General features: G+C 48.4%; 27 protein-coding genes and 1 pseudogene. 20 read left to right on the top strand and 8 right to left on the bottom strand.

Annotation, left to right across the window (positions count from 1 at the left end; translation table 11 throughout):
• Positions 1-3: 3 nt before the first annotated feature.
• From AC3WTJ_RS07095 to AC3WTJ_RS07075, 5 genes are all read left to right on the top strand, one after another.
• Positions 4-294 (top strand): thiamine-binding protein, encoded by a 291-nt coding sequence (locus AC3WTJ_RS07095; protein WP_492521240.1) that lies wholly within the window; start codon positions 4-6, stop codon positions 292-294.
• Positions 294-1,061, top strand: a complete 768-nt coding sequence (locus tag AC3WTJ_RS07090; RefSeq protein WP_492521239.1) for an ABC transporter permease — start codon at positions 294-296, stop codon at positions 1,059-1,061. Before AC3WTJ_RS07095 ends, AC3WTJ_RS07090 begins: the two co-directional genes overlap by 1 nt.
• Positions 1,062-1,079: 18 nt before the next feature.
• Positions 1,080-1,844 (top strand): ABC transporter ATP-binding protein, encoded by a 765-nt coding sequence (locus AC3WTJ_RS07085; RefSeq protein WP_492521238.1) that lies wholly within the window; start codon positions 1,080-1,082, stop codon positions 1,842-1,844.
• Positions 1,841-2,647, top strand: a complete 807-nt coding sequence (locus AC3WTJ_RS07080) for a TatD family hydrolase (RefSeq protein WP_492521237.1) — start codon at positions 1,841-1,843, stop codon at positions 2,645-2,647. Before AC3WTJ_RS07085 ends, AC3WTJ_RS07080 begins: the two co-directional genes overlap by 4 nt.
• An 81-nt stretch (positions 2,648-2,728) precedes the next feature.
• Entirely contained in the window at positions 2,729-3,292 is a 564-nt protein-coding gene (locus tag AC3WTJ_RS07075) for a DNA-3-methyladenine glycosylase I (RefSeq protein WP_492521236.1), read from the top strand.
• A 63-nt stretch (positions 3,293-3,355) separates the two neighbouring features.
• Here AC3WTJ_RS07075 and AC3WTJ_RS07070 read toward each other — a convergent pair whose 3' ends face one another.
• The 3 genes from AC3WTJ_RS07070 to AC3WTJ_RS07060 form a co-directional block, all read right to left on the bottom strand.
• Positions 3,356-3,658: a hypothetical protein gene (locus AC3WTJ_RS07070; protein WP_407872403.1), complete on the bottom strand. Its 303-nt coding sequence runs from the start codon at positions 3,656-3,658 to the stop codon at positions 3,356-3,358.
• A gap of 121 nt (positions 3,659-3,779) precedes the next feature.
• Positions 3,780-4,769, bottom strand: coding sequence for a YpdA family putative bacillithiol disulfide reductase (locus AC3WTJ_RS07065; protein WP_492521235.1), 990 nt, complete (start codon positions 4,767-4,769; stop codon positions 3,780-3,782).
• Between the two features lie 145 nt (positions 4,770-4,914).
• Positions 4,915-5,091 carry a hypothetical protein gene (locus tag AC3WTJ_RS07060; RefSeq protein ID WP_492521234.1) on the bottom strand — a complete coding sequence of 59 codons (177 nt, stop codon included), beginning with the start codon at positions 5,089-5,091 and terminating at the stop codon, positions 4,915-4,917.
• Between the two features lie 199 nt (positions 5,092-5,290).
• Between AC3WTJ_RS07060 and AC3WTJ_RS07055 the strand changes: the two genes are divergently transcribed.
• The 3 genes from AC3WTJ_RS07055 to AC3WTJ_RS07045 are packed head-to-tail and all read left to right on the top strand — an operon-like array spanning position 5,291 to position 6,541.
• Positions 5,291-5,599 carry a Dabb family protein gene (locus tag AC3WTJ_RS07055; RefSeq protein WP_492521233.1) on the top strand — a complete coding sequence of 103 codons (309 nt, stop codon included), beginning with the start codon at positions 5,291-5,293 and terminating at the stop codon, positions 5,597-5,599.
• 11 nt (positions 5,600-5,610) lie between these two features.
• Positions 5,611-5,865 carry a DUF2164 domain-containing protein gene (locus AC3WTJ_RS07050; protein WP_492521232.1) on the top strand — a complete coding sequence of 85 codons (255 nt, stop codon included), beginning with the start codon at positions 5,611-5,613 and terminating at the stop codon, positions 5,863-5,865.
• 37 nt (positions 5,866-5,902) lie between these two features.
• Positions 5,903-6,541, top strand: coding sequence for an NUDIX hydrolase (locus tag AC3WTJ_RS07045; protein ID WP_492521231.1), 639 nt, complete (start codon positions 5,903-5,905; stop codon positions 6,539-6,541).
• A gap of 428 nt (positions 6,542-6,969) precedes the next feature.
• Here the strand turns inward: AC3WTJ_RS07045 and AC3WTJ_RS07040 are convergent, their stop codons facing one another.
• Positions 6,970-7,134: a hypothetical protein gene (locus tag AC3WTJ_RS07040; protein ID WP_157326596.1), complete on the bottom strand. Its 165-nt coding sequence runs from the start codon at positions 7,132-7,134 to the stop codon at positions 6,970-6,972.
• A 13-nt stretch (positions 7,135-7,147) separates the two neighbouring features.
• Entirely contained in the window at positions 7,148-7,402 is a 255-nt protein-coding gene (locus tag AC3WTJ_RS07035; protein ID WP_127456441.1) for a YpbS family protein, read from the bottom strand.
• Between the two features lie 195 nt (positions 7,403-7,597).
• Here AC3WTJ_RS07035 and hrpB point away from each other — a divergent pair, with 195 nt between their 5' ends.
• The 11 genes from hrpB to AC3WTJ_RS06980 all read left to right on the top strand — a co-directional run bounded on the left by hrpB (position 7,598) and on the right by AC3WTJ_RS06980 (position 18,955).
• Positions 7,598-10,090 carry an ATP-dependent helicase HrpB gene (gene hrpB, locus AC3WTJ_RS07030; protein ID WP_492521230.1) on the top strand — a complete coding sequence of 831 codons (2,493 nt, stop codon included), beginning with the start codon at positions 7,598-7,600 and terminating at the stop codon, positions 10,088-10,090.
• 43 nt (positions 10,091-10,133) lie between these two features.
• Positions 10,134-10,868, top strand: coding sequence for a hypothetical protein (locus tag AC3WTJ_RS07025; RefSeq protein WP_492521229.1), 735 nt, complete (start codon positions 10,134-10,136; stop codon positions 10,866-10,868).
• Complete coding sequence (locus AC3WTJ_RS07020) at positions 10,861-11,124, top strand: hypothetical protein (protein ID WP_127456091.1); 264 nt, start codon at positions 10,861-10,863, stop codon at positions 11,122-11,124. Before AC3WTJ_RS07025 ends, AC3WTJ_RS07020 begins: the two co-directional genes overlap by 8 nt.
• Positions 11,125-11,159: 35 nt before the next feature.
• Positions 11,160-11,804: a class I SAM-dependent methyltransferase gene (locus AC3WTJ_RS07015; RefSeq protein WP_492521228.1), complete on the top strand. Its 645-nt coding sequence runs from the start codon at positions 11,160-11,162 to the stop codon at positions 11,802-11,804.
• A gap of 390 nt (positions 11,805-12,194) precedes the next feature.
• On the top strand, positions 12,195-13,292 hold the full coding sequence (locus tag AC3WTJ_RS07010; protein ID WP_492521227.1) for a GntR family transcriptional regulator: 1,098 nt from the start codon (positions 12,195-12,197) through the stop codon (positions 13,290-13,292).
• Positions 13,293-13,371: 79 nt separating this feature from the next.
• Positions 13,372-15,051 carry a ribulokinase gene (locus tag AC3WTJ_RS07005; RefSeq protein WP_492521226.1) on the top strand — a complete coding sequence of 560 codons (1,680 nt, stop codon included), beginning with the start codon at positions 13,372-13,374 and terminating at the stop codon, positions 15,049-15,051.
• Positions 15,052-15,093: 42 nt separating this feature from the next.
• Entirely contained in the window at positions 15,094-16,581 is a 1,488-nt protein-coding gene (gene araA / locus AC3WTJ_RS07000; RefSeq protein ID WP_492521225.1) for an L-arabinose isomerase, read from the top strand.
• 202 nt (positions 16,582-16,783) lie between these two features.
• Complete coding sequence (locus tag AC3WTJ_RS06995; protein ID WP_492521224.1) at positions 16,784-17,785, top strand: aldose 1-epimerase; 1,002 nt, start codon at positions 16,784-16,786, stop codon at positions 17,783-17,785.
• A 98-nt stretch (positions 17,786-17,883) separates the two neighbouring features.
• Complete coding sequence (locus AC3WTJ_RS06990; protein WP_181646487.1) at positions 17,884-18,039, top strand: hypothetical protein; 156 nt, start codon at positions 17,884-17,886, stop codon at positions 18,037-18,039.
• Between the two features lie 71 nt (positions 18,040-18,110).
• On the top strand, positions 18,111-18,443 hold the full coding sequence (locus AC3WTJ_RS06985) for an ASCH domain-containing protein (protein WP_315949732.1): 333 nt from the start codon (positions 18,111-18,113) through the stop codon (positions 18,441-18,443).
• Between the two features lie 44 nt (positions 18,444-18,487).
• Positions 18,488-18,955: a DUF2269 family protein gene (locus AC3WTJ_RS06980; RefSeq protein ID WP_492521223.1), complete on the top strand. Its 468-nt coding sequence runs from the start codon at positions 18,488-18,490 to the stop codon at positions 18,953-18,955.
• Positions 18,956-18,957: 2 nt separating this feature from the next.
• Here the strand turns inward: AC3WTJ_RS06980 and AC3WTJ_RS06975 are convergent, their stop codons facing one another.
• From AC3WTJ_RS06975 to AC3WTJ_RS06965, 3 genes are all read right to left on the bottom strand, one after another.
• On the bottom strand, positions 18,958-19,656 hold the full coding sequence (locus tag AC3WTJ_RS06975) for a class I SAM-dependent methyltransferase (protein ID WP_492521222.1): 699 nt from the start codon (positions 19,654-19,656) through the stop codon (positions 18,958-18,960).
• A gap of 152 nt (positions 19,657-19,808) precedes the next feature.
• Positions 19,809-20,234, bottom strand: coding sequence for a threonine/serine exporter family protein (locus tag AC3WTJ_RS06970; protein WP_157326703.1), 426 nt, complete (start codon positions 20,232-20,234; stop codon positions 19,809-19,811).
• 2 nt (positions 20,235-20,236) lie between these two features.
• Complete coding sequence (locus AC3WTJ_RS06965; RefSeq protein WP_492521221.1) at positions 20,237-21,016, bottom strand: threonine/serine exporter family protein; 780 nt, start codon at positions 21,014-21,016, stop codon at positions 20,237-20,239.
• A 166-nt stretch (positions 21,017-21,182) separates the two neighbouring features.
• Here AC3WTJ_RS06965 and AC3WTJ_RS06960 point away from each other — a divergent pair.
• A pseudogene (locus AC3WTJ_RS06960) lies at positions 21,183-22,277 on the top strand (FAD-dependent oxidoreductase); the annotation flags it as partial.
• Positions 22,278-22,356: the final 79 nt, after the last annotated feature.

Here is a 22,356-nt window from a genome sequence, read left to right as displayed (position 1 = left end):
ACGATGGCTAACGCACTTGTAAGTATTCAAATTATTCCTAAAACAAAAAACGGTGAAGATGTGATTCCTTATGTGGATCGCGCGATTGAAGTCATCGCTAAGTCAGGTGTGAAATATTTCGTTTCTCCGCTCGAAACGACGATGGAAGGGGAACTGGATCAGCTTATGCTGATCATTCAAGATATGAACACAGCGATGATTGAGATGGGCAGCCCTAACGTGATCTCGCAAGTGAAAATCTATTTTAACCCGTCTGGCGCATCGATGGACAAGCTGACGGAGAAATACAGATAATGAAACTGAAGAACGGATTGAAAGCAGGGTGGCCACCGATTGTTGTGGTCATCCTTCTCTTGCTTATTTGGCAGCTTGCGGTGACTTGGGGAGGAACGGCAAGCTGGCTGCTTCCAAGTCCACTCAAGATCTGGCAGGACGGTACAACGGACATGCCACGGGTATGGATGCATACATTTGCTACAGTACGTTTAATGTTAATAGGGTTTATTGTTGGTGTAACAGGAGGCGTCATCGTAGCAAGCTGCTTGCATCGAGTGCCTTTTCTGAAGGCGGGATTTTATCCGCTCCTGATCTTGTCGCAAAATGTCCCGATTATCGCGCTGGGACCTCTGCTCATTATTTTATTTGGTTTCGGCATCTTACCTAAAATTATTCTAATCGCACTAGTTTGCTTCTTTCCTGTCACGATGTCAACGCTGGACGGATTTATGCAGACGGACCGAAACATGTACAACTATATGCAAATGATTGGCGCCAGCAGACGGCAGATTTTTTATAAATTAGAGCTGCCGCACGCCCTTCCGTTTCTGTTTACCGGACTGAAAATATCCGCTACTTACAGCGTGATGGGGGCTGTCATTGCAGAATGGCTGGGCGGCGGTGTCGGCCTGGGCTATTATATGATTTTGCAGAAATCAGGGTTTCGTGCAGATCGTGAATTTGTCGCCATACTAATCATTGTTGTGATTAGTTTGTTGTTCTTTTGGCTCATTGCCGGGCTTGAAAAGCTCGTTGTTCGATGGAATGTGAAACGGTCGTCTTAGGGAAGGGGAGAAAGGAACTTGAGCAAATTAGAACTGAAAGGGATCCATCACACGTTTACAGGCAAAAAACAACAGGTCCCCGTGCTATCTAATATCTCACTGCATGTCAAAGAGGGAGAGTTCGTTTCCATCATTGGGCCATCCGGAAGCGGGAAAAGCACGCTGTTTCACATCATTGGCGGACTTATTGCCCCTTCCTCAGGAGAGGTTTGGCTGGATGGCTCCAACGTGACTGGAAGCAAGGGGCTTATCAGCTATATGCCGCAGCAGTCGGCGTTATTCCCATGGCGCTCTATTGAAGCGAATGTTGCGCTCGCGCAGGAGGTTGCAGGGGTATCGCGTGCTGATGCCTTGGACAAAGCAAGAGAATGGCTGCCTAAGGTTGGATTAGGGGGCTATGAGCACGAGCTGCCGCATGTGCTGTCAGGTGGTATGCAGCAGCGCGTGTCTTTCCTGCGGGCACTCTTGAGCCCCCAAGAGGTCATGTGCCTCGATGAGCCGTTCGGCTCCTTGGACGCACTAACACGGCAAGCGATGCAGTCTTGGCTGCTAAATATATGGGAACAAAACAAACGGTCCATTTTGTTTGTGACACACAGCATTGAAGAGGCGATATTTCTCTCGGATCGCATTTATGTTCTCTCGAGCAAACCCGCACAAGTACTCGAAGAATTTGTTGTGCCATTTGAACGGCCAAGACATGAAAAAGTGATGATGGACCCGAAATTTCACGAGCTCCGCCAACATATTCAAGGCCTACTGCGTCAGGAGATCCTATCATGAATAATAACAAGGCCATCGATGCACATATACATCTTGATATGTATTCAGAAACAGAAGCTCAGAAGATCGTGTCTGACCTGGATCAATCGCAAGTCGAGGCGCTGATTGCCGTATCCAGACACTTGGCATCCTGTTTGGCAACGGAAAGGTTGAGCCTACAAGCACCAAATCAGGTTTATGCGGCGTACGGCTTTCATCCCGAGCAAGAGATTCCACATGAAGCTGACCTCCAGGAACTATTAAAATGGATCAGCGAGCGTGCGAATACTATGGTCGCAGTGGGAGAGATCGGCTTGCCGTACTATCGGAGACTCGAAGCGGAAGAGAAAGGGGAACAACTTGATTATACCCCTTATGTTCAGCTGTTGGAACGATTCTTGGAGCTGGCAGCAAAGTTGCAAAAGCCTGTCGTCCTTCATGCGGTGTATGAAGATGCCGACGTCGTATGTGATCTTCTTGAAAAGCATGGGATTTCAAGGGCGCATTTTCATTGGTTTAAAGGGTCGCCACTAACCGTTCAACGTATGATTCAAGCCGGATATTATATTTCCATCACGCCGGATGTTCTCTATGAAGAAGAAATTCGTGATCTCGTTCGAAGTTATCCGCTTGAATTGCTTATGGTCGAAACAGACGGACCATGGCCGTTCGAAGGCATCTTTGAGGGTCAGATGACACATCCGCGAATGATCCACAAAGTCATTGAGCAGATATCGCTTCTGCATGCCGTGGAGCCAGGCATCGTGGCGGCAACGATTCTGAACAATACGAAACAATTTTACAACCTGCTTACCCTTGGTTAATTGAAACTGGACATCTGTTCGCATTGGTTCTATAATAAAAGAGAACAAATGTTCGATACCTAGATGAGGTGAGTGTATAAAATGACGGTCAGATGCTCTTGGGTCAATGAGGATCCGTTATATGTCAATTACCATGATCATGAATGGGGAGTTCCAGTCCATGATGATCGCAAATTGTTTGAGATGCTGAATCTGGAAGGGGCACAAGCTGGATTAAGCTGGTATACCATATTGAAAAAGCGGGAAGGTTATCGCGAAGCATTTGATGGATTTGACCCGGAAATCATCATTCAGTATGATGACAAGAAACTGGCGGAGCTTCTGCTGCATCCAGGGATCGTGCGCAATCGATTAAAAATCGCAGCTGTCGTCCAGAATGCGAAAGCTTATCTGAAAGTGCAGGAGGAATTCGGGTCTTTCGACCAATATATTTGGAGATTTGTTGGCGGTCAACCAATCATGAATCATTGGAAGGACATGAGTCATGTGCCGGCGACATCGGAGATTTCAGATGCCATGAGCAAGGATTTGAAGAAACGTGGTTTCAAGTTTGTAGGCTCGACGATTTGCTACGCGTATATGCAAGCCGTTGGCATGGTGAATGATCATAACCAAAAGTGCTTCCGTTATCACGGTGTGAATTAAAAAGGAGAAGGCCATCGGTTAAGGATGAAAGTCCCTAGCAGATGGCCTTTTGTGTGCTTTCACTCAGGCATATTGGAGTTGCTTCTCCATCAAATTATATTTGATTAAATAGATCCGCTTGCGAATGTAAAAATCATAAACGGCGCCAGTTAATTCTCTTGGCTTGATTCGGTTATTCGTGTCGTTGTCTATGATAATCACGGAGCCGTCGTCATAGAACTTGAACGTATAATCGGCATAGTGAGTGTGTGCTTCATCCAGCATGACGTCAATCTGTCCAGGGAGCAGATGGTCAGTGTCACACAATGCCTTATGGTACCAATAATCTCTCTCAATAAACCGGAAATTGTGACTGGCGTTCATCATGTAACTACCTCCTCATCTAAATGGAACATTTGTTCTTGTTTTTATTATATCAAACAAATGTTCGCATTGGAAGAGGGATCTATGAAAAATAGGAAATATTTTCATAGAAAAAAACCTTCAATCAACTAGATTGAAGGGTAAATGTGGACATGATATGTTTAGTAATCGCTAAACCATGCAGCCGGCCAGATTCAATGAAAATTTCGTTCGCATCATATTTGGAGGAAGCCACGACACCCGCAACATACAACCCCGGAATACTCGTCTCCATCGTTTCGGGATTCACAATCGGAGCATTCGTTTCTTCGTGAAAACCGACGCCGAGCGAAGTCAGCAGTTCGCGATCAGGCCGAAAGCCGGTTAGGGCCAACACGAAGTCATTATCCAAGGTGACTCGTTCGCTTTCTTTTCGCACCAAGATGGAGTGCTCATCAATGTGTTCAACCTGGGAGTCAAACCACATCTGGATTCGGCCTTTATTCACCATGCTTTCAAAAAGAGGGCGGACCCATGGTTTAATACTGGCTGAGAAATGGCTCCCACGATAAATAACCGTGACCTCAGCGCCAACGCGGAGCAAATCCATAGCGGCATCGACAGCGGAATTGTTCCCCCCGATGATGGCTACCTTGGCGCCGGAATAAGGATGAGCCTCCTTATAATAGTGCGTCGTTTTCGGGAGATCCTCTCCAGGGATTCCAAGCATATTCGGATGATCAAAATAACCGGTAGCTACAATAACTTTCTTGGCTGTATAGACTTTCTTTTTGCCAAATTGATCTGCGGTATGGACGCTAAATCCTGTCTCTATTGGTTCAATAGATACAACTTCCTCATAGGAATTAATGCGAAGCTGCTCTCTTCTGGCGACCTCTCTATAGTAAACCAGTGCTTCTTGGCGATATGGCTTTTCATGAGGGGTGGAGAAAGGGTAGCCGCCAATCTCGAGCAGCTCCGGTGTGCTGAAAAACTGTAAATACGTAGGATACAAATAGATTGCGTTCACGATGCAGCTTTTTTCTATCACTAAGGGGGAAAGCCCTTCACGCTGCAAAGCGATGGCGGCGGACAATCCGCAAGGCCCTGCCCCTACGACGATAACTTGTTCCAAAGTATGACAACCTCCTCTTAGCATTTCCCTCATCCTATAGTAGCGCAAGCTGAAGGGGATGCCAAGTTCGGGCAAGCAAAAATAGAGCAGAGGCCGACCGATTAAGTTTCGGAAAGCAATCTGCCCTTCATTTACGCTGCCTGAATTACTTCTGATTTAGTTGATGGCCCTCATCGCTTTCGTTAATATCGTCTTTAGCTAAATTGACGGGGGTGATACTAGGCGCATTTTCTAACGTGTCATTCACGAACTCCATGTCTTGACTTTTTGCATTCATATTCGTTGTCCCTTTGTAGTTGCCTGTATGTTTTTTGTTTTCCATCGTTGCCATCCTTTCTGCGTCAGATTAACGTTCAGCCTTAACGTGTACACTTGGGGACTATTTTATTCTCCATAATAAGGAAGGGCCGCGAAAAATCTCTTTAGAGCCGTGCATGAAATCTGATCTTTAGGTTGTGTAGTTCATACCAGCAAAATCCGCTATAATAAGTGAAGTTGGATAAAAAAGGAGACATGAGACGATGAATTCAAAGCGTATTAAACATATGGTCGTTTTTAATTTGCAAGTTGGCAAGGACACTCCTGAAGCTGAGCGGTTTCTCAGAGGAAGCGCGCAAGAACTTGCGGCCATACCTGGGGTCGAGCAATTTGAAGTATTTCGTCAGGTGAGTGCCAAAACGGATTATGATTTCGGATTTTCCATGGTTTTTGCGGATCAAGCGGCTTACGACGCGTATAATGTTCATCCCGTACATACGAAATATGTTGCAGAGCGTTGGGTAAATGAAGTCAGCCGTTTTCAAGAAATTGATTTAACTGTATACGAATAAGGAGCTTCAAGATGAAACCGTTGAAAATACCGAAGGAAGAGAAAGATATACTGATCAATGACTTGCAGGAGCATATGGAAAACGATCATGGTGTTACGATGGGGAATTTAGCAGCGGAACAACTGTTAGACTATATGATCCAACAATTGGCGGCACCTATTTATAATCAGGCGATTGAAGATGCCAGCAAAACGTTAATGGATAGAATGAGTGTCTTGGAGGAAGATCTGTACGCGATGAAAATTTCCAAAAAAACGCGCAGATAGCTAGTTGTCAGGTTGGCCTGAGGAGGAACAGAGCACGTTGAATAAGTCCGAAGAAATATTTGATATTTATGATGAGAAAATGAATTGGCTCGGACAAGCACCACGCTCTGAGGTTCATGAGAAAGGTTTATGGCATGCTACTTTTCAATGCTGGATTGTAAGTCTGGAAAGCGAAGAGCCTGCGCTTTTGCTTCAGTTAAGACATCCAGATAAGGATCTGTTTCCGAATCTGCTCGACATCTCCTGTGCCGGACATCTGGCAGCGGGGGAAACCGTTCAAGATGGCGCGCGCGAGATGAAGGAAGAGCTGGGATTGAGCGTGGACTTCAATGAGCTGGTACCCTGTGGACTTTTTGCAGAAGAAGATCTGATGTCTGATCATCTTATCGATCGTGAGTTTTGCCATGTTTTTATTTACCGCTGCGATCAATCTCTGGACAAATATGTTCTACAAGCAGATGAGGTAACGGGTTTATTTAAAGTGAGTGCAGCGGGGTTAGAGCGTTTGGTGCATGGAGAAATCGGAGAGTTGAATGCAGAGGGCTATCGATCAGTAGGAAACGGACAACAAGAAGAAACGAGTTTGCTCGTGTCTCTGCATGATTTGGTCCCGCATCCAGCCGCTTATTATGATCTGGTTTTTCAAACGCTAAGGAAACATGACTTGTTTGTGTGAAAGAGAATGAAGTAGCGCCGGTGGAGAACACCCATTGCCGCTAAATATTCAACGTTACTGCGACACTTGGAGTAGGGTAACCCTCATACTAGTGAACGATACCCCTTTGAGGAACTACAGGCCGTTATTCTAGCAAATTCAGCCCGTTTCCACGTTTAAGCGGAACTACAGGGCCTTATTTGACTGCCTAATCCAGTTTTCTTGAAGAAAACGGACAAATAGAGGCCCACAGTTCCTCTCCGTGTGAAAAAGAGCCTGTTTCGATGAAATAGCGCCCTGTAGTTCCCCTTGTAAGTGAGGGGCTGCTCACGCTCAACGATAGCAGCGAATTTGATGGAGCGAGTGCTGAACACAGCTAAATTTAAGGGTAGCTTCGCTTAAGTTGAAAAAGAACCGATCGGCTAAGCCGTCCGGTTCTCCAAAGCATGTTAGACGAAGTATTTAGTCGCTATGTAGGAGTAAACGATATAACCTGCGATGGAAAGTCCGAAACACACGATTCCAAGCGCAATTTTACGTTTAAACAAAAGCAAGAATCCGGCGCTAAAGGCCGATCCTATCACTAGCATGGCTACAAATGTTAGAATTCCCATTGAATTTTATCTCCTACCCTTTGTTTACGTAATCGCGTACCATGTCCTCGGTTACATAAGAACGTAGAGGAGAAATACCTTCTTTGGCGTGGGCGATGATTTGAGCCGTAACCGCATTGATCGCATCAACGGTAAACGGCTGTCCGCTTTTGCAAAGTTCAACTGCTGCATCAATCGCACTCTCGCGCTGCGCGTCCAGTTCTGCAAAACGCACGAGGTGCAGATGCTGTGCATTCGAATGTTTGGTTATCGCTTCGTGTACATTCATCTTCAAGTACTCCTTTTCGTGACCAGATATTCCTTCAGTATACACGATTGAGTGGGTCAGGAACAGTTTTTACAAGCGGAATTCCGAATAATAATCGACAAATATCCGGATATTTCGGAGTAGAGGACCTGAAAACCTATTAAAGCGTACAGATCAATTGATGATAAGACTTATTGACAGCTCGGAGTGAAAGAAATGAACACATTACCGATTGAGTCGGTTCTCCCGCAATTGAAAGAAGCATTGCGAACCCATGCGTGCGCTGTGCTGGTCGCTCAACCGGGTGCGGGGAAAACAACGCAAGTGCCGCTTGCTCTTCTGCAAGAAACATGGCTGCATAACCAGAAGATCTTAATGCTGGAGCCTAGGAGATTGGCAGCACGCGCTGCGGCGCGTTATATGTCGCGACTTCTGGGCGATTCCGTTGGACAGACCGTGGGATATCGCGTTAAAAATGATACCTGTGTCGGACCCAACACACGGATTGAAGTCATCACGGAGGGAGTCCTTACCCGTATGCTTCAAACGGACCCTGCCCTGGAGGGGGTGGGGATTGTTATTTTTGATGAGTTCCATGAGCGAAGCCTTCATGCAGATTTGGGCTTGGCACTCAGCCGGCAATCGCAAACCCTTCTAAGGGAAGATCTGCGAATTCTCATCATGTCCGCGACAATTGAAGCTGAGCCTGTAGCTGTCATGCTGGATCAGGCTCCGATTATTCAAAGTGAAGGGCGCGCTTTTCCCGTGAACACGCATTACTTGACTGCGAAACAAGAGGAAAAACTAGAAACCACGGTGGTCAAAAGCATTCGCCAAGCTTTACAGACGGATGAAGGCAGCTTGCTCGTTTTTCTTCCGGGCGCAGCGGAAATCCACCGAGTGGCAGGCAGCCTGGCGGCGCTTCAGCTTGGAAAAGAGGTGGAGATCGCACCTCTCTACGGGAATCTGGCGCAGGAAGCGCAAGATCGCGCCTTGGCGCCCTGTTTGCTGCCAGGGCACCGCAAGGTCGTGCTCGCGACCTCGATCGCCGAGACCTCTTTGACCGTCGAAGGCGTCACGGTTGTAATCGACAGCGGCCTCATGCGGGTGCCGCGTTTTTCACCGCGCACCGGCATGACTCGCCTGACGACGGTGCCCGTGTCAGCAGCCTCTGCCGATCAGCGCAGAGGCCGTGCCGGACGTCTCGGTCCAGGCGTGTGTTACCGCCTGTGGACCGAGACCGAGCAGCGGCAGCTGGCGCCAAGCTCCACGCCAGAGATCCGCGAAGCGGATCTGGCGCCGCTTGCGCTCGAGCTGGCCGCCTGGGGCGTGACAGACCCAGCGGAGCTGGTCTGGCTGGACATGCCGCCTGCTGCTGCTTATCAGCAGGCGCGGGAACTGCTCGTGCAGCTCGGCGCGCTGCACGAGGACGGCGGCCTAACACCGCACGGGAAACGTGTGGCGGCGTTAGGCCTGCATCCGCGGCTTGCGCACATGGTGCTGCAAGCCATCCCGCTTGAGCTCGGCGCGCTGGCGTGCGAGCTCGCGGTCATGCTGAGCGAGCGCGACATCCTGGCGGGCGCTCGGGGCCGTGATGCGGATGTACGCACCCGCATCGAAGTGCTTTGGCGCGCTGCGCAGGGGGAGCAGCGCGCAGACGTTGACTTTGGCCTATGCCGCCGGATTACGGCGGAGGCCAAAGGGCTGATGCAGTCGCTCGGCTTGCGGCCGAGCGGGCAGCGGGCATCGGCGAGCGGCTTGCTGCTCGCCTTCGCCTACCCCGATCGCGTCGCGCAGCGGCGATCGGCAGGGCGGTTTTTGCTCAGCAGCGGGCGTGGCGCCGTGCTGCCTGAGCTGCAGGAGCTCTCGAACGCACGTTATCTCGTCGCGGCCGAGCTGGATGACAACGGTACGGAAAGCCGAATTTTTCTGGCTGCCCCTGTACAGGAGGAAGATCTGCTGCAAGCTTTCGGAGATCTCCTCCTGGACGAACAGGAAGTGCTTTGGGATGCGGCGGCTGGCGCAGTCAGAGCCAGACAGCGACTACGGTTAGGCGCGATGATACTGAAAGAGAAGCCCTTGCAGGAGCCTGACCCAGAGCTGCTCGTGCAAGCTTTGATTGCCGGAATTCGGGCTGAATCGCTGGAGCTTCTGTCTTGGAGTCGCAGTGCGCGCCAACTGCAGGAGCGAGTTGTTTTTCTTCATCATCATCATGCAGGCGAATGGCCGGATATGCGTGAAGGCGCGCTGCTCGAAACATTGGAAGACTGGTTAGCGCCGCATTTATTTGGGATGACAAGTAAAGGCGCCCTTGGACGGCTTAACTTGACAAATATATTAGAGGAAATGCTAACATGGGAGCAGCGGCGTTGGTTGGATGAGTGGGCGCCAACGCACATTCAAGTGCCAAGCGGTTCGCGTATTCCCGTAGATTACAGCGTGACAGAATCGCCGACGTTATCTGTGCGTCTGCAAGAAATGTTCGGGTTGTCGGATACCCCGCGAATTGCTAAAGGGCGGGTGCCGCTTACCCTGCATTTATTATCGCCGGCACAGCGTCCCGTTCAGGTGACGAAGGATTTGGCGAGCTTTTGGCGTGAGGCTTACTTCGAGGTCAAAAAAGATCTCAAAGGCCGCTATCCCAAGCATTATTGGCCGGACGATCCGATGGCCGCAATGCCGACGAATCGAGCGAAACCGCGCGTTTGACTTATTTGGCACGAAGGGTGCCGTGAAGGGAACTGAATGATCTATGACCGTTCACTCCGAATCGGAGGAAATCGTCATCTATATAACGGCCGGCTTTGCGACGGCGCCGGATTTTTTGGACCGCTTTGGCGCAGCGCTGGCTGCTCGCTTTGAAGAGGCGGGTAAACGTGCCCGCGTTGTGATTCATTTTCCCTATGGAGATTGGAGTCGGCAGCGGCAAAAGCAGCTTCGCGAAATAACAAGTGATATGTGGAATAATGCCCACCGGAAGCCTTCGAGATATGGTGGCAAAAGCCTGGCCAAGTTAGTCACCGACCAGTGGAACACTGGTCAAACTTTACTTTTTATCGGGCACAGTGCAGGTGCCGTTGCTTCTATTCAAGCGGCAGGAGCTTTGATGAAGGCAGGCCTCCCCGTTCTTGGCGTGATCCAAATCGGATCGCCGAAATGTGCGATTTCTCCTGAATTGAAGGATCGAGTACTATGTATCCATGGGGTCAATCCCATGGATCAAAAAGTAGATCCGATTCCGCGGCTGGGCACTTGGGGAGGCTGGATTAAGTCTCGTTTTGGCGTATTTCGATGGCATCGATTGAAGCATGCGCCAATTCACAGGGAAACTTTGCCAATGGTTGGCGGGCATGCGGATTATTTTAGAGATCACAATCCCTATATATGGCAGGATGCAACGAATCTGCAAACGACGATTGCGTCCATCTGGTCGTGGTTGGCACAACAGAAGGAACATTTTAAAGAAAAGGAAGATGAAGATGTTTAACATTTTAAAAGCTAATATGGCATACAGCAAAGCGGAGGGGTACCTTGGTCATGTGCAGTTTAGCGTAGAAGGTCACGAGCATCCTTATGAAATTACGCTGCAAAGCTTGCGTGGCAAAGACGATTGGAGTTATGCGTTGAACTTTTTGAGTGAATCCGGTAAAGAAGAGGACATTGAAGCGGTTGAAGAGCTTTTGGAAGAAGACGAGTGGTTTGATTTGCTTGTGAACGCGGGACTTCAAGTTTTAGAGAAATAGTTGGATTGTGGACAGGCATAAAGGGGGATGACAGCTTGGATCCATCGAATGATGCTGGGGTCAAACAGGTGCTGAAGGCGAGTTATGACCAACAGGCTAGACAGCGGAACGGCGAGACGATGCAGTCGTGGAAGATAGATGAGCTGAATGATTTTCTAGCCAGACTGGATAAGGCTGGCGGCAGCAGCAAGCGTGTGCTGGATCTAGGGAGCGGACCGGGTCATCAAGCTGACTATTTGCGGGAACACGGCTGTGAGGTAGTGTGCATCGACCTGTCTGAAGAGATGGTCGCCATTTGCCGTGAAAAAGGGCTCGAAGCTTATGCCATGGATTTCTTCGCTTTGGATTTGCAGCCAGCTTCGTTTGATGCGGTTTGGTCAATGAACACGCTGCTGCATGTACCGAAAGATAACCTGCTGCAAGTGCTCAGGAACGTTGAGCGCGTGCTGAAGCCTGATGGTTTCTTCTACTTTGGTCTCTATGGCGGGTACGAAAGCGAAGGGATTTGGGAAAACGATTCGTATCGACCGCAAAGGTTTTTTGCTTTTTATGAGGATGAGCACATTCAGAAGAAGGTGCGCGAGGTGTTCGATCTCAAGCGTTTTAACGTGCTTCAGATGCCGGATATGCAGCCTAATTATCAGTCGATCATTGCGAAGCGCAGACAAGTAAACCCGTGATCTCACGGGTTTTTGTTGCTTTTTACGTCGTAATGGGGATAGGACGGGAGGCAGCCGGTGGCGCATCCCAGTAATTAACGCCGATTACTCCTGCTATTTGCGCAGTATTTGACACTTTATCCTAAGTAACCGGATTTTCTCCTGCTGATTTCAATATATGATGGAGTTCTCAGCCTCTATCGAATATTTAGAGGTGGTTTTTCCAGTTAATTCCTTCTTTACAGCCGAAACAGCTCAGATTAGCGGTAGATTTTCCTTCTATTCGAGTTGAAGTACCATCAGGGACATTACATAGCTTTAAGAGTTTTATAGAGAACCTCTCAATATGTACATACAAGTTAAGCGAGTGTTATAATACGTTCAGAATCAAACGCCTGAGGTGAAAGAAACATGAAAGAAAAGCAAATGCCGAAATACTTGCAGTTGAAACAGGAAATATTAACTTGGCTTCATACGGGGAGATTGAAACCGAATGATCAGATGCCGTCAGAGAACGAAATTGCCGAGCAATTTCAGATGAGCCGTCAAACGGTGCGCCAGACATTCGGCGAACTGGAGCAAGAGGGATGGCTGTACCGGATGCAGGGAAAAGGCACTTTCGTCTCAACGCCCCAAACGCAAAAAAGCCGTGATGTACAGACAATCGGCATTCTGACCACGTATATATCCGATTATATTTTTCCTCATATCGTGAGAGGGGCGGAGTCAGCTTTACGTGCAAGAGGCTACAGACTTGTCTTGTCGTCAACAGACAACGATAAGGACAAGGAAAAGGAAAGTTTAGCAATGATGTTAAGCCAGCCCCTAAGCGGGCTGATTATAGAACCTACGAAAAGCGCGGAAGGCAACCCGAATCTCAACTACTATCTCTCGCTCGACTATCAACATATTCCGTATTTGATGATCAATGAACGTTATCCGGAGATGAACTGCCCGTCTCTGGTTGTCGACGATGAAGAGGGCGGCTTCAAGGCCGCGCAGCATCTGATCGAGCTCGGGCACCGCAAGATTGCCGGATTTTTTAAGACAGATGACTTACAAGGGGTCAATCGCCTGAAAGGATTTATTCGCGCTCATCACCATTACCAGGTTCCTTTATTGCCGGAGCTTGTCATCCACTACACAACGGAGGAAAAAAGGCAGAAACCTTATGAGCATGCGCTTTCGCTGCTGGGCCATGAGGACGAGCGTCCAACGGCTTTCGTCTGCTATAACGACGAGCTGGCTGTCCACTTGCTTGAAGCTGTACGTACCTTAGGGCTTCAAGTGCCTCAAGATGTCTCGTTAGTCGGTTTTGACGACTCTTCTTTGGCGATGGCGACGGAAGTGAAATTAACGACACTTTCGCATCCCAAAACCGAGTTAGGCACAGATGCTGCTGAGCTTTTAATTGATATGATTGAGAATAAGCGAGTAACGGGAAGAGAGACAGGCAAAACCTATAAGCCTGAGCTCGTGGTTAGGGAGTCTACGATCCGCCTTTCCTGAGGAAAAATTTCATCTAGCCAACTTGTACGTACAAGTGCTATACTGGACATAGGGATTGGAAAATCGAAGGAGGTTCTCTATGTCTAAGAAGTATGCAATTGGCGTCGACTATGGAACGGAATCCGGACGCGCCGTTCTGGTCGATTTGAGTGATGGCACAGAGGTTGCAGATCATGTAACCCCTTATCCGCACAATGTGATTGACGAGAAACTGCCGAATTCCGGCATTAAACTTGAATATGACTGGGCGCTTCAGCATCCGCAAGATTATCTGGATGTGCTCACGCGCTCAGTACCTGCTGTTGTGCAAGCATCCGGTGTTGACCCAGCCGACATCATCGGTCTTGGTATCGACTTTACAGCTTGTACGATGCTTCCGGTCGATGCGCAAGGCCAGCCGCTTTGCTTCAATCCGGAGCTGGCGAATCAGCCGCACAGCTGGGTAAAACTGTGGAAACATCATGCCGCTCAAGACGAGGCGAACCTGATTAACGAAATCGCTGAGCGCAGAGGCGAAGATTTCCTGCCTCGGTACGGCGGTAAAATTTCATCCGAATGGATGATCGCGAAGGTATGGCAAATATTGAATGAAGCTCCTGGCATTTATGAGCAAACGGATCGCTTCCTGGAGGCGACGGATTGGGTTGTCTCACAAATGACAGGCGCTTCTGATATTGTGCGTAACAGCTGTACGGCTGGATACAAAGCAATCTGGCATAAGAAGAAGGGCTTTCCGAGCAATGAATTCTTCAAAGCGTTGGACCCGCGGCTGGAAAATGTCACTGAGACTAAGCTTCGAGGCGAGGTTGTGGCGCTTGGCACCAAAGCCGGCGAATTAACGGAATCGATGGCTAAATTAATGGGCTTGCAGCCAGGCATCGCTATTGCTGTAGGGAATGTAGATGCCCACGCGGCTGTACCAGGTGTCGGTGTTGTAACACCGGGCAAATTGGTGATGGCGATGGGAACTTCGATTTGCCATATGCTGCTTGGGACAGAGGAGCGGGAAGTTGAGGGTATGTGCGGTGTCGTTGAAGACGGCATCATCCCGGGGTATTTAGGTTACGAAGCTGGGCAATCAGCTGTTGGGGATATTTTTGCTTGGTACGTGGAACAGGGAGTGCCTGCTTATGTGCAAGTTGCGGCAGAGCAAGAAGGAACGAATGTGCATGAATGGCTGGAGCGTCATGCATCCGCTTACAAACCAGGTGAAACAGGTTTGCTTGCGTTGGATTGGTGGAATGGCAATCGATCCGTGCTGGTAGATACGGAGCTTAATGGCCTTATTCTAGGCTATTCGCTTTTGACAAAGCCGGAAGAGGTTTATCGATCGCTGCTGGAAGCAACCGCTTTTGGAACTCGTAAAATTGTGGATGCTTTTCACAATAATGGCGTTGAGGTACAGGAATTGTACGCATGCGGCGGACTTCCGCAAAAAAATCGCTTGTTGATGCAGATTTATGCGGATGTAACGAATCGTGAGATTAAAGTCGCGGATTCCAAACAAACGCCGGCACTAGGAGCCGCCATGTTCGGGGCTGTGGCCGCTGGTGCAGCTAACGGAGGTTACGATAGTATCGTAGATGCCGCGCAAAAAATGGCGCGTGTGCGCAAAGATACGTTTAAACCGATCCCAGAAAATGTCGCTGTTTACGAGAAGATTTACCAAGAGTACAGCAAGCTGCATGATTATTTCGGCCGCGGAGAGAACGATGTCATGAAACGTCTTCGTGCAATCCGCGAGGAAGCCCGGCACTAATTCACATTCATCCATTCCCATTATCCAAGGAGGCAAATTGCCATGAAATCTTCAGCAGAAAAAGTATTTTGGTTTGTAACCGGAAGTCAACACCTATACGGACCTGAGACATTGCTACAAGTAGAAGATCATTCGAAACAGATTACGGAAGGGATTGACCGTGATCCTTCGATTCCCAGCAAGCTTGTGTTTAAACAAGTTTTGACGACGCCGGATGCGATTCGCAGATTATGTTTGGATGCCAATGCGGACGACAACTGTGCAGGTATCATTACTTGGATGCACACCTTTTCTCCGGCGAAAATGTGGATTGCAGGCCTTGCCGAGTACCGCAAGCCGCTCTTACACTTACATACCCAATTTAATCGTGATATCCCGTGGGAAACGATTGATATGGATTTCATGAACCTCAATCAAGCGGCGCATGGCGATCGCGAGTATGGTTTTATTGGTGCACGCATGGGGATTTCCCGTAAAGTGGTTGTTGGTTACTGGGAAGATCCGGCCGTCCTCTCCCGAATCGCGGGATGGATGCGTACAGCGACAGCTTTTGTCGAAGGACGCAGCTTGAAAGTGGCTCGTTTTGGCGATAACATGCGTGAAGTGGCTGTAACTGAAGGGGATAAAGTTGAAGCGCAGATTAAATTCGGCTGGTCGATTAATGGTTATGGCGTAGGCGACCTTGTTCAGCGCGTAAGAGACATTTCCGAATCGGAAGTGGATCAATTAATGGATGAATACAATGAAGTTTATGATATAACACCAGAGGGGCGCTCAGCAGGACCCGTACGTGAGGCGATTCGTGAGCAAGCGCGTATTGAACTTGGGATGAAAAGCTTCTTGGAAGAAGGCGGATTCGGGGCGTTTACGACGTCGTTTGAGGATCTTCACGGCCTGAAGCAGCTGCCTGGCCTTGCTGTGCAACGTTTGATGGGTCAAGGTTATGGCTTCGGCGGCGAAGGCGACTGGAAAACAGCAGCGCTCACGCGTGTCATGAAGATTATCGCAGGCAATAAAGGGACTTCCTTTATGGAAGATTACACCTATCATATGGAGCCGGGAGCGGAGCTTGTGCTTGGCGCACATATGTTGGAAATTTGTCCGACGATCGCAGCGACACGTCCAACCATCGAAGTTCATCCGCTTGGTATCGGCGGGAAAGCGGATCCAGCGCGTCTTGTTTTCGACGGAGCTTCCGGTCCTGCGCTGAATGCATCAATCATCGATATGGGCAACCGTTTCCGGTTGTTAATTAACGAAGTGGATGCCGTGCAACCAATGAAAGCGATGCCTAAGCTGCCAGTGGCGCGCGTTCTATGGAAACCGCAGCCGTCCCTGCGTGATTCCGCAGAAGCTTGGATCTATGCGGGCGGAGCGCATCACACGGTTTTCTCTTACGAGGTAAGCACGGAGCAATTGGTAGATTGGGCGGAACTGGCTGGCATTGAAGTCGTCATTATTAATAAAAATACATCTACGCTGCAGTTCCGTAACGAACTACGTTGGGGCGAGGCGGCTTGGAAGCGCTAGGATCGCAAGCTGTCAAATGAACGTAAGACCGAGGACCGTTCTTCCCTAGTGGGAAGACGGTTTTCTTTTTCCATCGAAAAGAAGTCACTTTTGTCGATATCGGCGCAATTTTCGTCCATTGACTTCCTTGTTTCTCATGCTTTAAAGTAAATTCATATGAGCCTGTCCAAATTATGGGCATCGCAATAGGAGGATAACACTGATGACAACGAAAGCCTACGAAGGTATATTCCAAGGAGAGAAAGCGGTTTGGCTGCAAGCGGGCCGTTATGAAGCAGCGGTTTTGCCGGAAATTGGCGCGAACCTGATTGCTTTTAGAGACAATGAGAAGGAATACCGTTTTCTGCGTGAGCCGTCCCTGGATGAAATGGAAGCGTTTAAAGCACGTCCAATTATACACGGTATTCCTGTCTTATTTCCGCCAAACCGTTACGAAGACGGGAAGTTCCCATGGAAAGGCAAAGTTTTTCAATTTCCGGTTAATGAGCCGAAAACGGGCAATCATCTGCACGGTTTTGTCCATGATATCCCTTGGGAAGTAGAAAAATTTGGCACAAATGAAAGCGAGAGCAGCGTTACTCTGGCGCTTAAAGTAAGAGAAGGGCATTCCGTATATACCTATTTACCGTTTGATTTCACGCTTCGCTTGACTTATGTGCTGAATCAATTCGGTTTGCAGCAGCATATATCGGTCCATAATGAAGGTCAAGAAGCGATGCCTTGCCTGATTGCCTACCATACAACGATTAATGCGCCTTTTGCACCGAATTCGCAAGCAGCGGATTACACCTTCAAAATGACCATCGGCAACCGCTGGGAGATGAGCGAGAGAATGCTGCCAACCGGCCAGTATCAACCGCTTTCAAGCGAAGAAGCGAAGATGAAAGTCGGAGGTTTGTCACCATTCTTCGAGTCGATGGACAATCATTACACGACGGCTCCGCAAAATGGACGAAATTACATGGAATTGACAGACGCACGCGAAGGCGTCAAACTGGTGTATGATGTGGGCACATCCTATAAACAATGGATGATCTGGAACAATGGCGCTACGGAAGGCTTTTTCTGTCCGGAGCCACAAATGAATTTGGTTAATGCTCCTAATGTCGATATGCCGGCTGATCAAATCGGTCTGGTGAGCTTGGAGCCTGGCGAAGTGTGGAGTGAGTCTGCTCGCCTTTACACGATTGAGATCAAGAAATAAGGCAATAAGTCAGCCCCCTTTTGACGCATGGAGAGAATCCGCCGTGATGCTCTGCAAGCGGGGAGGGGGCATTTTTATCGAAAGCTCAGGTGAACCGCATGGACAAAGAACAATTACTCGCAGAAAACGAACGTTTGAAGCTGGAGAACGAGAAGCTGAAGCAGGAAATAGCCAAGCTTCGCGGTGTTAAGCGGCCAACAGCAGGTTCGATGGACAGCATGTCTACGAAACTGAAAGAAGCGCTCAGAGAGTAGCGAATCCGGGTCGTTCGACAAATCGGATCTCATTCGTTATAATGAGTACTGGAAAAAGGAGGGAAACATAAATGAACGAAACATTACCGCCAAAAACTTGCACCATTGACCGCCTTGTGACCAAAGAAGCTGAAGTTGGCAAAGTGCTGGCCGGTCAAAAGACAGCTTGCAGACGCAATGGGCGTTATGCAGACATCGGTGAGACGATGGAGCTGCAGGGCAATTCTTTTACTGTAACGAAAGTCTACCAGCAAGCGCTTGGTGATCTGACAGTGGAAGATGCCATCGCCGAAGGACATGCAACGATTGACGAATACCGCGACAGTATCTTATCCATTCATCCCGGCATGCCATGGCTGCCGCAAATGAAAGTATGGGTACACGAATTTCAAAAAGCTGAATAAGTGATGAAAAAAACAGTGTGGATCGCAGGATCTACACTGTTTTATTGAATTTTTCTACAGAATGGATGATGAAGTTGTCCTGGTACATCTTGCTTTTATATATTCATATTTTCAGTGTTGTACTTAGCATTGGCCCTTATTTTGTGTTATTCCCGTTATTGGCTAAAATAAGAACCGCGCCGTTTGAGCTTTTGCCCGAATATCTGGAGCCTTTCCGGATTACGGTACGACTGACGAAACATGCTGGACATGTGTTGGTAGCGACCGGAATTTTGCTTACTTGGCTGACCGAATGGACGTGGAAAACATCATGGATCGTTTTCACGGTGCTTATTATGGTAGCATCCTTATATTTTATTGCGCGTGCATTTTCACCTCTGCTGCGAAAGCTCCGTGCGCCGCACGAGGACAGGGACGTATTGGTGAACAAACTGCGCAGCGCGTTAATTTGGTACGTGATCATAACGATGTCGATGATGTGGTTCATGGTGGCGAAACCTTCGTTTTGGTAAACTTAGGCTTCCGGTTTCTGAGCAAACATAACGACAAAATTATAGTATTTGTACACACAATCAACATCTGCGAAACCGCTGGCTTTCAGCCATGCAAGCTGCTGGTCGAGAGGCGCCATTTTATCCAGTTTGGTTCTTTCATAGGCAGCTTGAAGCGCTTCGCGGGTTAAGTCAGTGGCCTCTATTTTCGCCTCCCAATCCGCGCGGTACAACTGATCAAGATAAGGAGTGCTTCCTAGAATTTGATCTGCATTTACGAAAATGCCCCCTGGTTTTAGCAGCTTAAAAATCCGCGCATATAAGTTCTGTTTGGCTTGATCCTCCAAATGATGAATGGACAAAGCCGATACCACACAATCAAATGGTTCATCCGATTCGAAAGCGGTATAATCTCCTGCCTGAATCGTCAAATTTGCGTTCATCTCACCGAAGCGTAGTTTCGCTATGTCAAGCATCCCTTGGGAAAGATCGATTAACGTCAGCTTCGCAGCCGGATATTGGCCCAGGATAAACGAGGAGAGCAGGCCCGTTCCAGCGCCAAGATCCAGAATGCGCGGCGCAGCTGTTTGCGGCTGAACAAGCGATGTGGCCGTCCCGTAAAAATCATCAAAACACGGAATGAGCTTCCTTCGTTGACCGTCATACTTCTCGGCGACTTCATCGAATTTCGTTATCAACTGGTTATTGTTTTTGTCCGTCATAGAAATCATCTCCATATCGTTGTTTAGCGAGACTTGCTTCTTGGGACTATTTTATAGGGAAAAGAAGGAAAAATCTAAGACATAAATCCGATCATCTTTATAGGTTAAACCTATGAAAGTGAAACGACCTATTAGGATAGGTCAGAAAAGGGCTATTTTGCCCGGCGGCGAAAAAGCTGATTCAACACTTCGGAGAAGACGAGTCCGATCGCGATGGCACCCGAAAGCATAAAGGCTTTGGCAGCCAGCTGCACGGCAAGATCGTAATGATTAAGCACGGCGTTTTTCATCGCGTCATAAGCTAAACCGCCTGGCACTAGGGGGATAATTCCCGCGACACTGAACACAATGACGGGAGTTTTATATATTCTTGCGAAAAATTGGCTGATGACGGTGACGAGAAAAGAGGCCATCAGCGTTGACAGAATTGGATCTAATGGAATCAATTGTGTCGAAACGTACATCATCCAACCAACCATTCCAATGAATCCACATTGTATGATCGTGCTTCGCGGCACATTGAACAAGATGGCAAACGCTGCGGTGGAGACGAAGCTGGTGACGAGCTGCCCAAGCATATTCACACCATCCCCTCCCCATTGTAAAAGGATAGAACAAAGGCGATGCCTGCTCCGATGGCAAAAGCCGTGAGAAAAGCTTCAGCCCCTTTGGAAACACCTGACACAAAATGTCCGGCCATTAAATCCCGCACCGCGTTCGTAATGAGAAGCCCTGGAACAAGCGGCATGACAGAACCGATAATGATCGTATCCAAATCATGGCCAAAACCAATGTGCACGAATAAAAATGCTAACGCTCCTATGAATAATGAGGCCAGAAATTCAGCAAAAAACTTAATCCGAACTATGCGATTAAAATAACCGAGGAAGGTTAAACCTGCTCCTCCTGTAAGAAATGCCGGTAGGAAATCATGCCACATCCCTTTGAACATGATTAAGAAGCAACCGCTCGCAACCGCGGCTGCCAGTATTTTAATCCATGTCGGAAAGCTGGTATTGGCCGCATCGATCTCTGAAAGCAGGCGGTAGGCTTCTTGGGGTGATAAATCTCCTTTGCTGATGCGTCTGGAGATGGCATTCACGACGGTCACTTTATGCAGGTCGGTAGATCGGGCCGAAATCCGAATCAGTCTTGTCGTCTGCTCAGGCCCATCGATGGAGAATATAATGCCGGTCGGTGTGACGAAGCTGTGCGAATTAGGGATGCCGAAGCCTTCAGCAACGTGCGTCATCGTATCTTCGACGCGGTAAGTTTCGCCGCCGTTTTCGAGCATAATTTTACCGGCTAACAAACAAACTTGCGCAATTTCATAATTGGTTGGTGGGAGCGGTTCCGTCATTGCTTGTCTCCTGTTTTTGTATTTGACCAAAGTATAATACATTTTGGCAGTATTTCCTAAGACAAGCCTAACGTATGGGGAGCAGGCCGTAAATAAATCTGGACATTTATATACCCCATTGGGTATATAATATGAATCAACAGGAGTGAACATCATGAGTTGAACGATTGTTATTATCGGCGGTGTAGCCGGAGGAGCATCTGCGGCCGCGCGTTTACGGAGATTAAATGAGAACGATGAAATCATTATGTATTAACGGGGAGAGCATATTTCTTTTGCAAATTTTCAAGATCAGCCTTATGATATTTTGATTATGCCACCTGGAGCAAAGCCAATCGTACCTGACATTCCAGGTCTGGGAGAGGCTAATCATGTGTTTACACTGCGCAATATTCCGGATACGGACCGAATCAAAAACTATGTAGATTCAAGCAATCCAAAGCATGCCATAATCCTTCGCGGTGGATTCATCGGCATTGAGATGGCGGAGAACCTTCGTCACCTCGGTCTGGAAGTGACCGTTATTTAACGAAACCCGCAGGTGCTTGGCCCTCTGGATATCGAGATGGCTAAGCTTATCGAAAGTCATTTACTGTTAAAAGGAGTTAAGCTGATTTTCAATGATAATGTACAGGAACTGATGGATAACGGAAGAACGTTGAAACTTCAGTCAGGTAAAGTTTTAACCACGGATATGATTATTTTATCCGTCGGGGTGAGGCCTGAAAGTCAATTGGCAGCGGAGGCAGGACTCACGCTAGGTGTCAAAGGCTCGATTCAAGTCAACGCACATATGCAGACGAATGATCCATCGATTTATGCGATCGGGGATGCGGCAGAAGTGAAAGACAGGGTTCAAGGCTTTGAGACGGTCGTTCCTTTGGCTTGGGGCGCTAACCGTCAAGGCCGCCTCGTTGCGGATCACATTAACGGCCTTCAAGCTTCTTATCAAGGTGCCTTCGGTACTGCAATCGTAAAGGTATTTGATCTGACGGCTGCCGTTACCGGCAACAACGAGAAGACGCTTCGCCGCTTAGGCGTGCCTTATATAGTCATTCATATTCATCCGAATTCGCACGCCGGTTATTATCCGGGCGCGGCTTCGATGTCGATGAAGCTTCTCTTTGACAAAGATAGCGGGCGCATACTTGGCGCTCAAGCCGTTGGAGCGAGCGGAGTGGATAAACGTATCGATGTGATTGCAACAGCTATGAGAGGCGGTTTGAGAGCGGATGAACTGGCTGATATTGAACTGTCGTACGTTGATTCAAGAAGCCGTGGAGCTTCTCGTCAAAAGCAGATAAAAAAAGGGGGTGTCACATCAGGTTAGGAAAACTTGA

The sequence above is a fragment of the Paenibacillus sp. FW101-FHT12H11 genome (assembly GCF_058790355.1).
The sequence above is the reverse complement of the archived record's forward strand: the minus strand, read 5'-3'. Positions and strand labels throughout refer to the sequence as shown.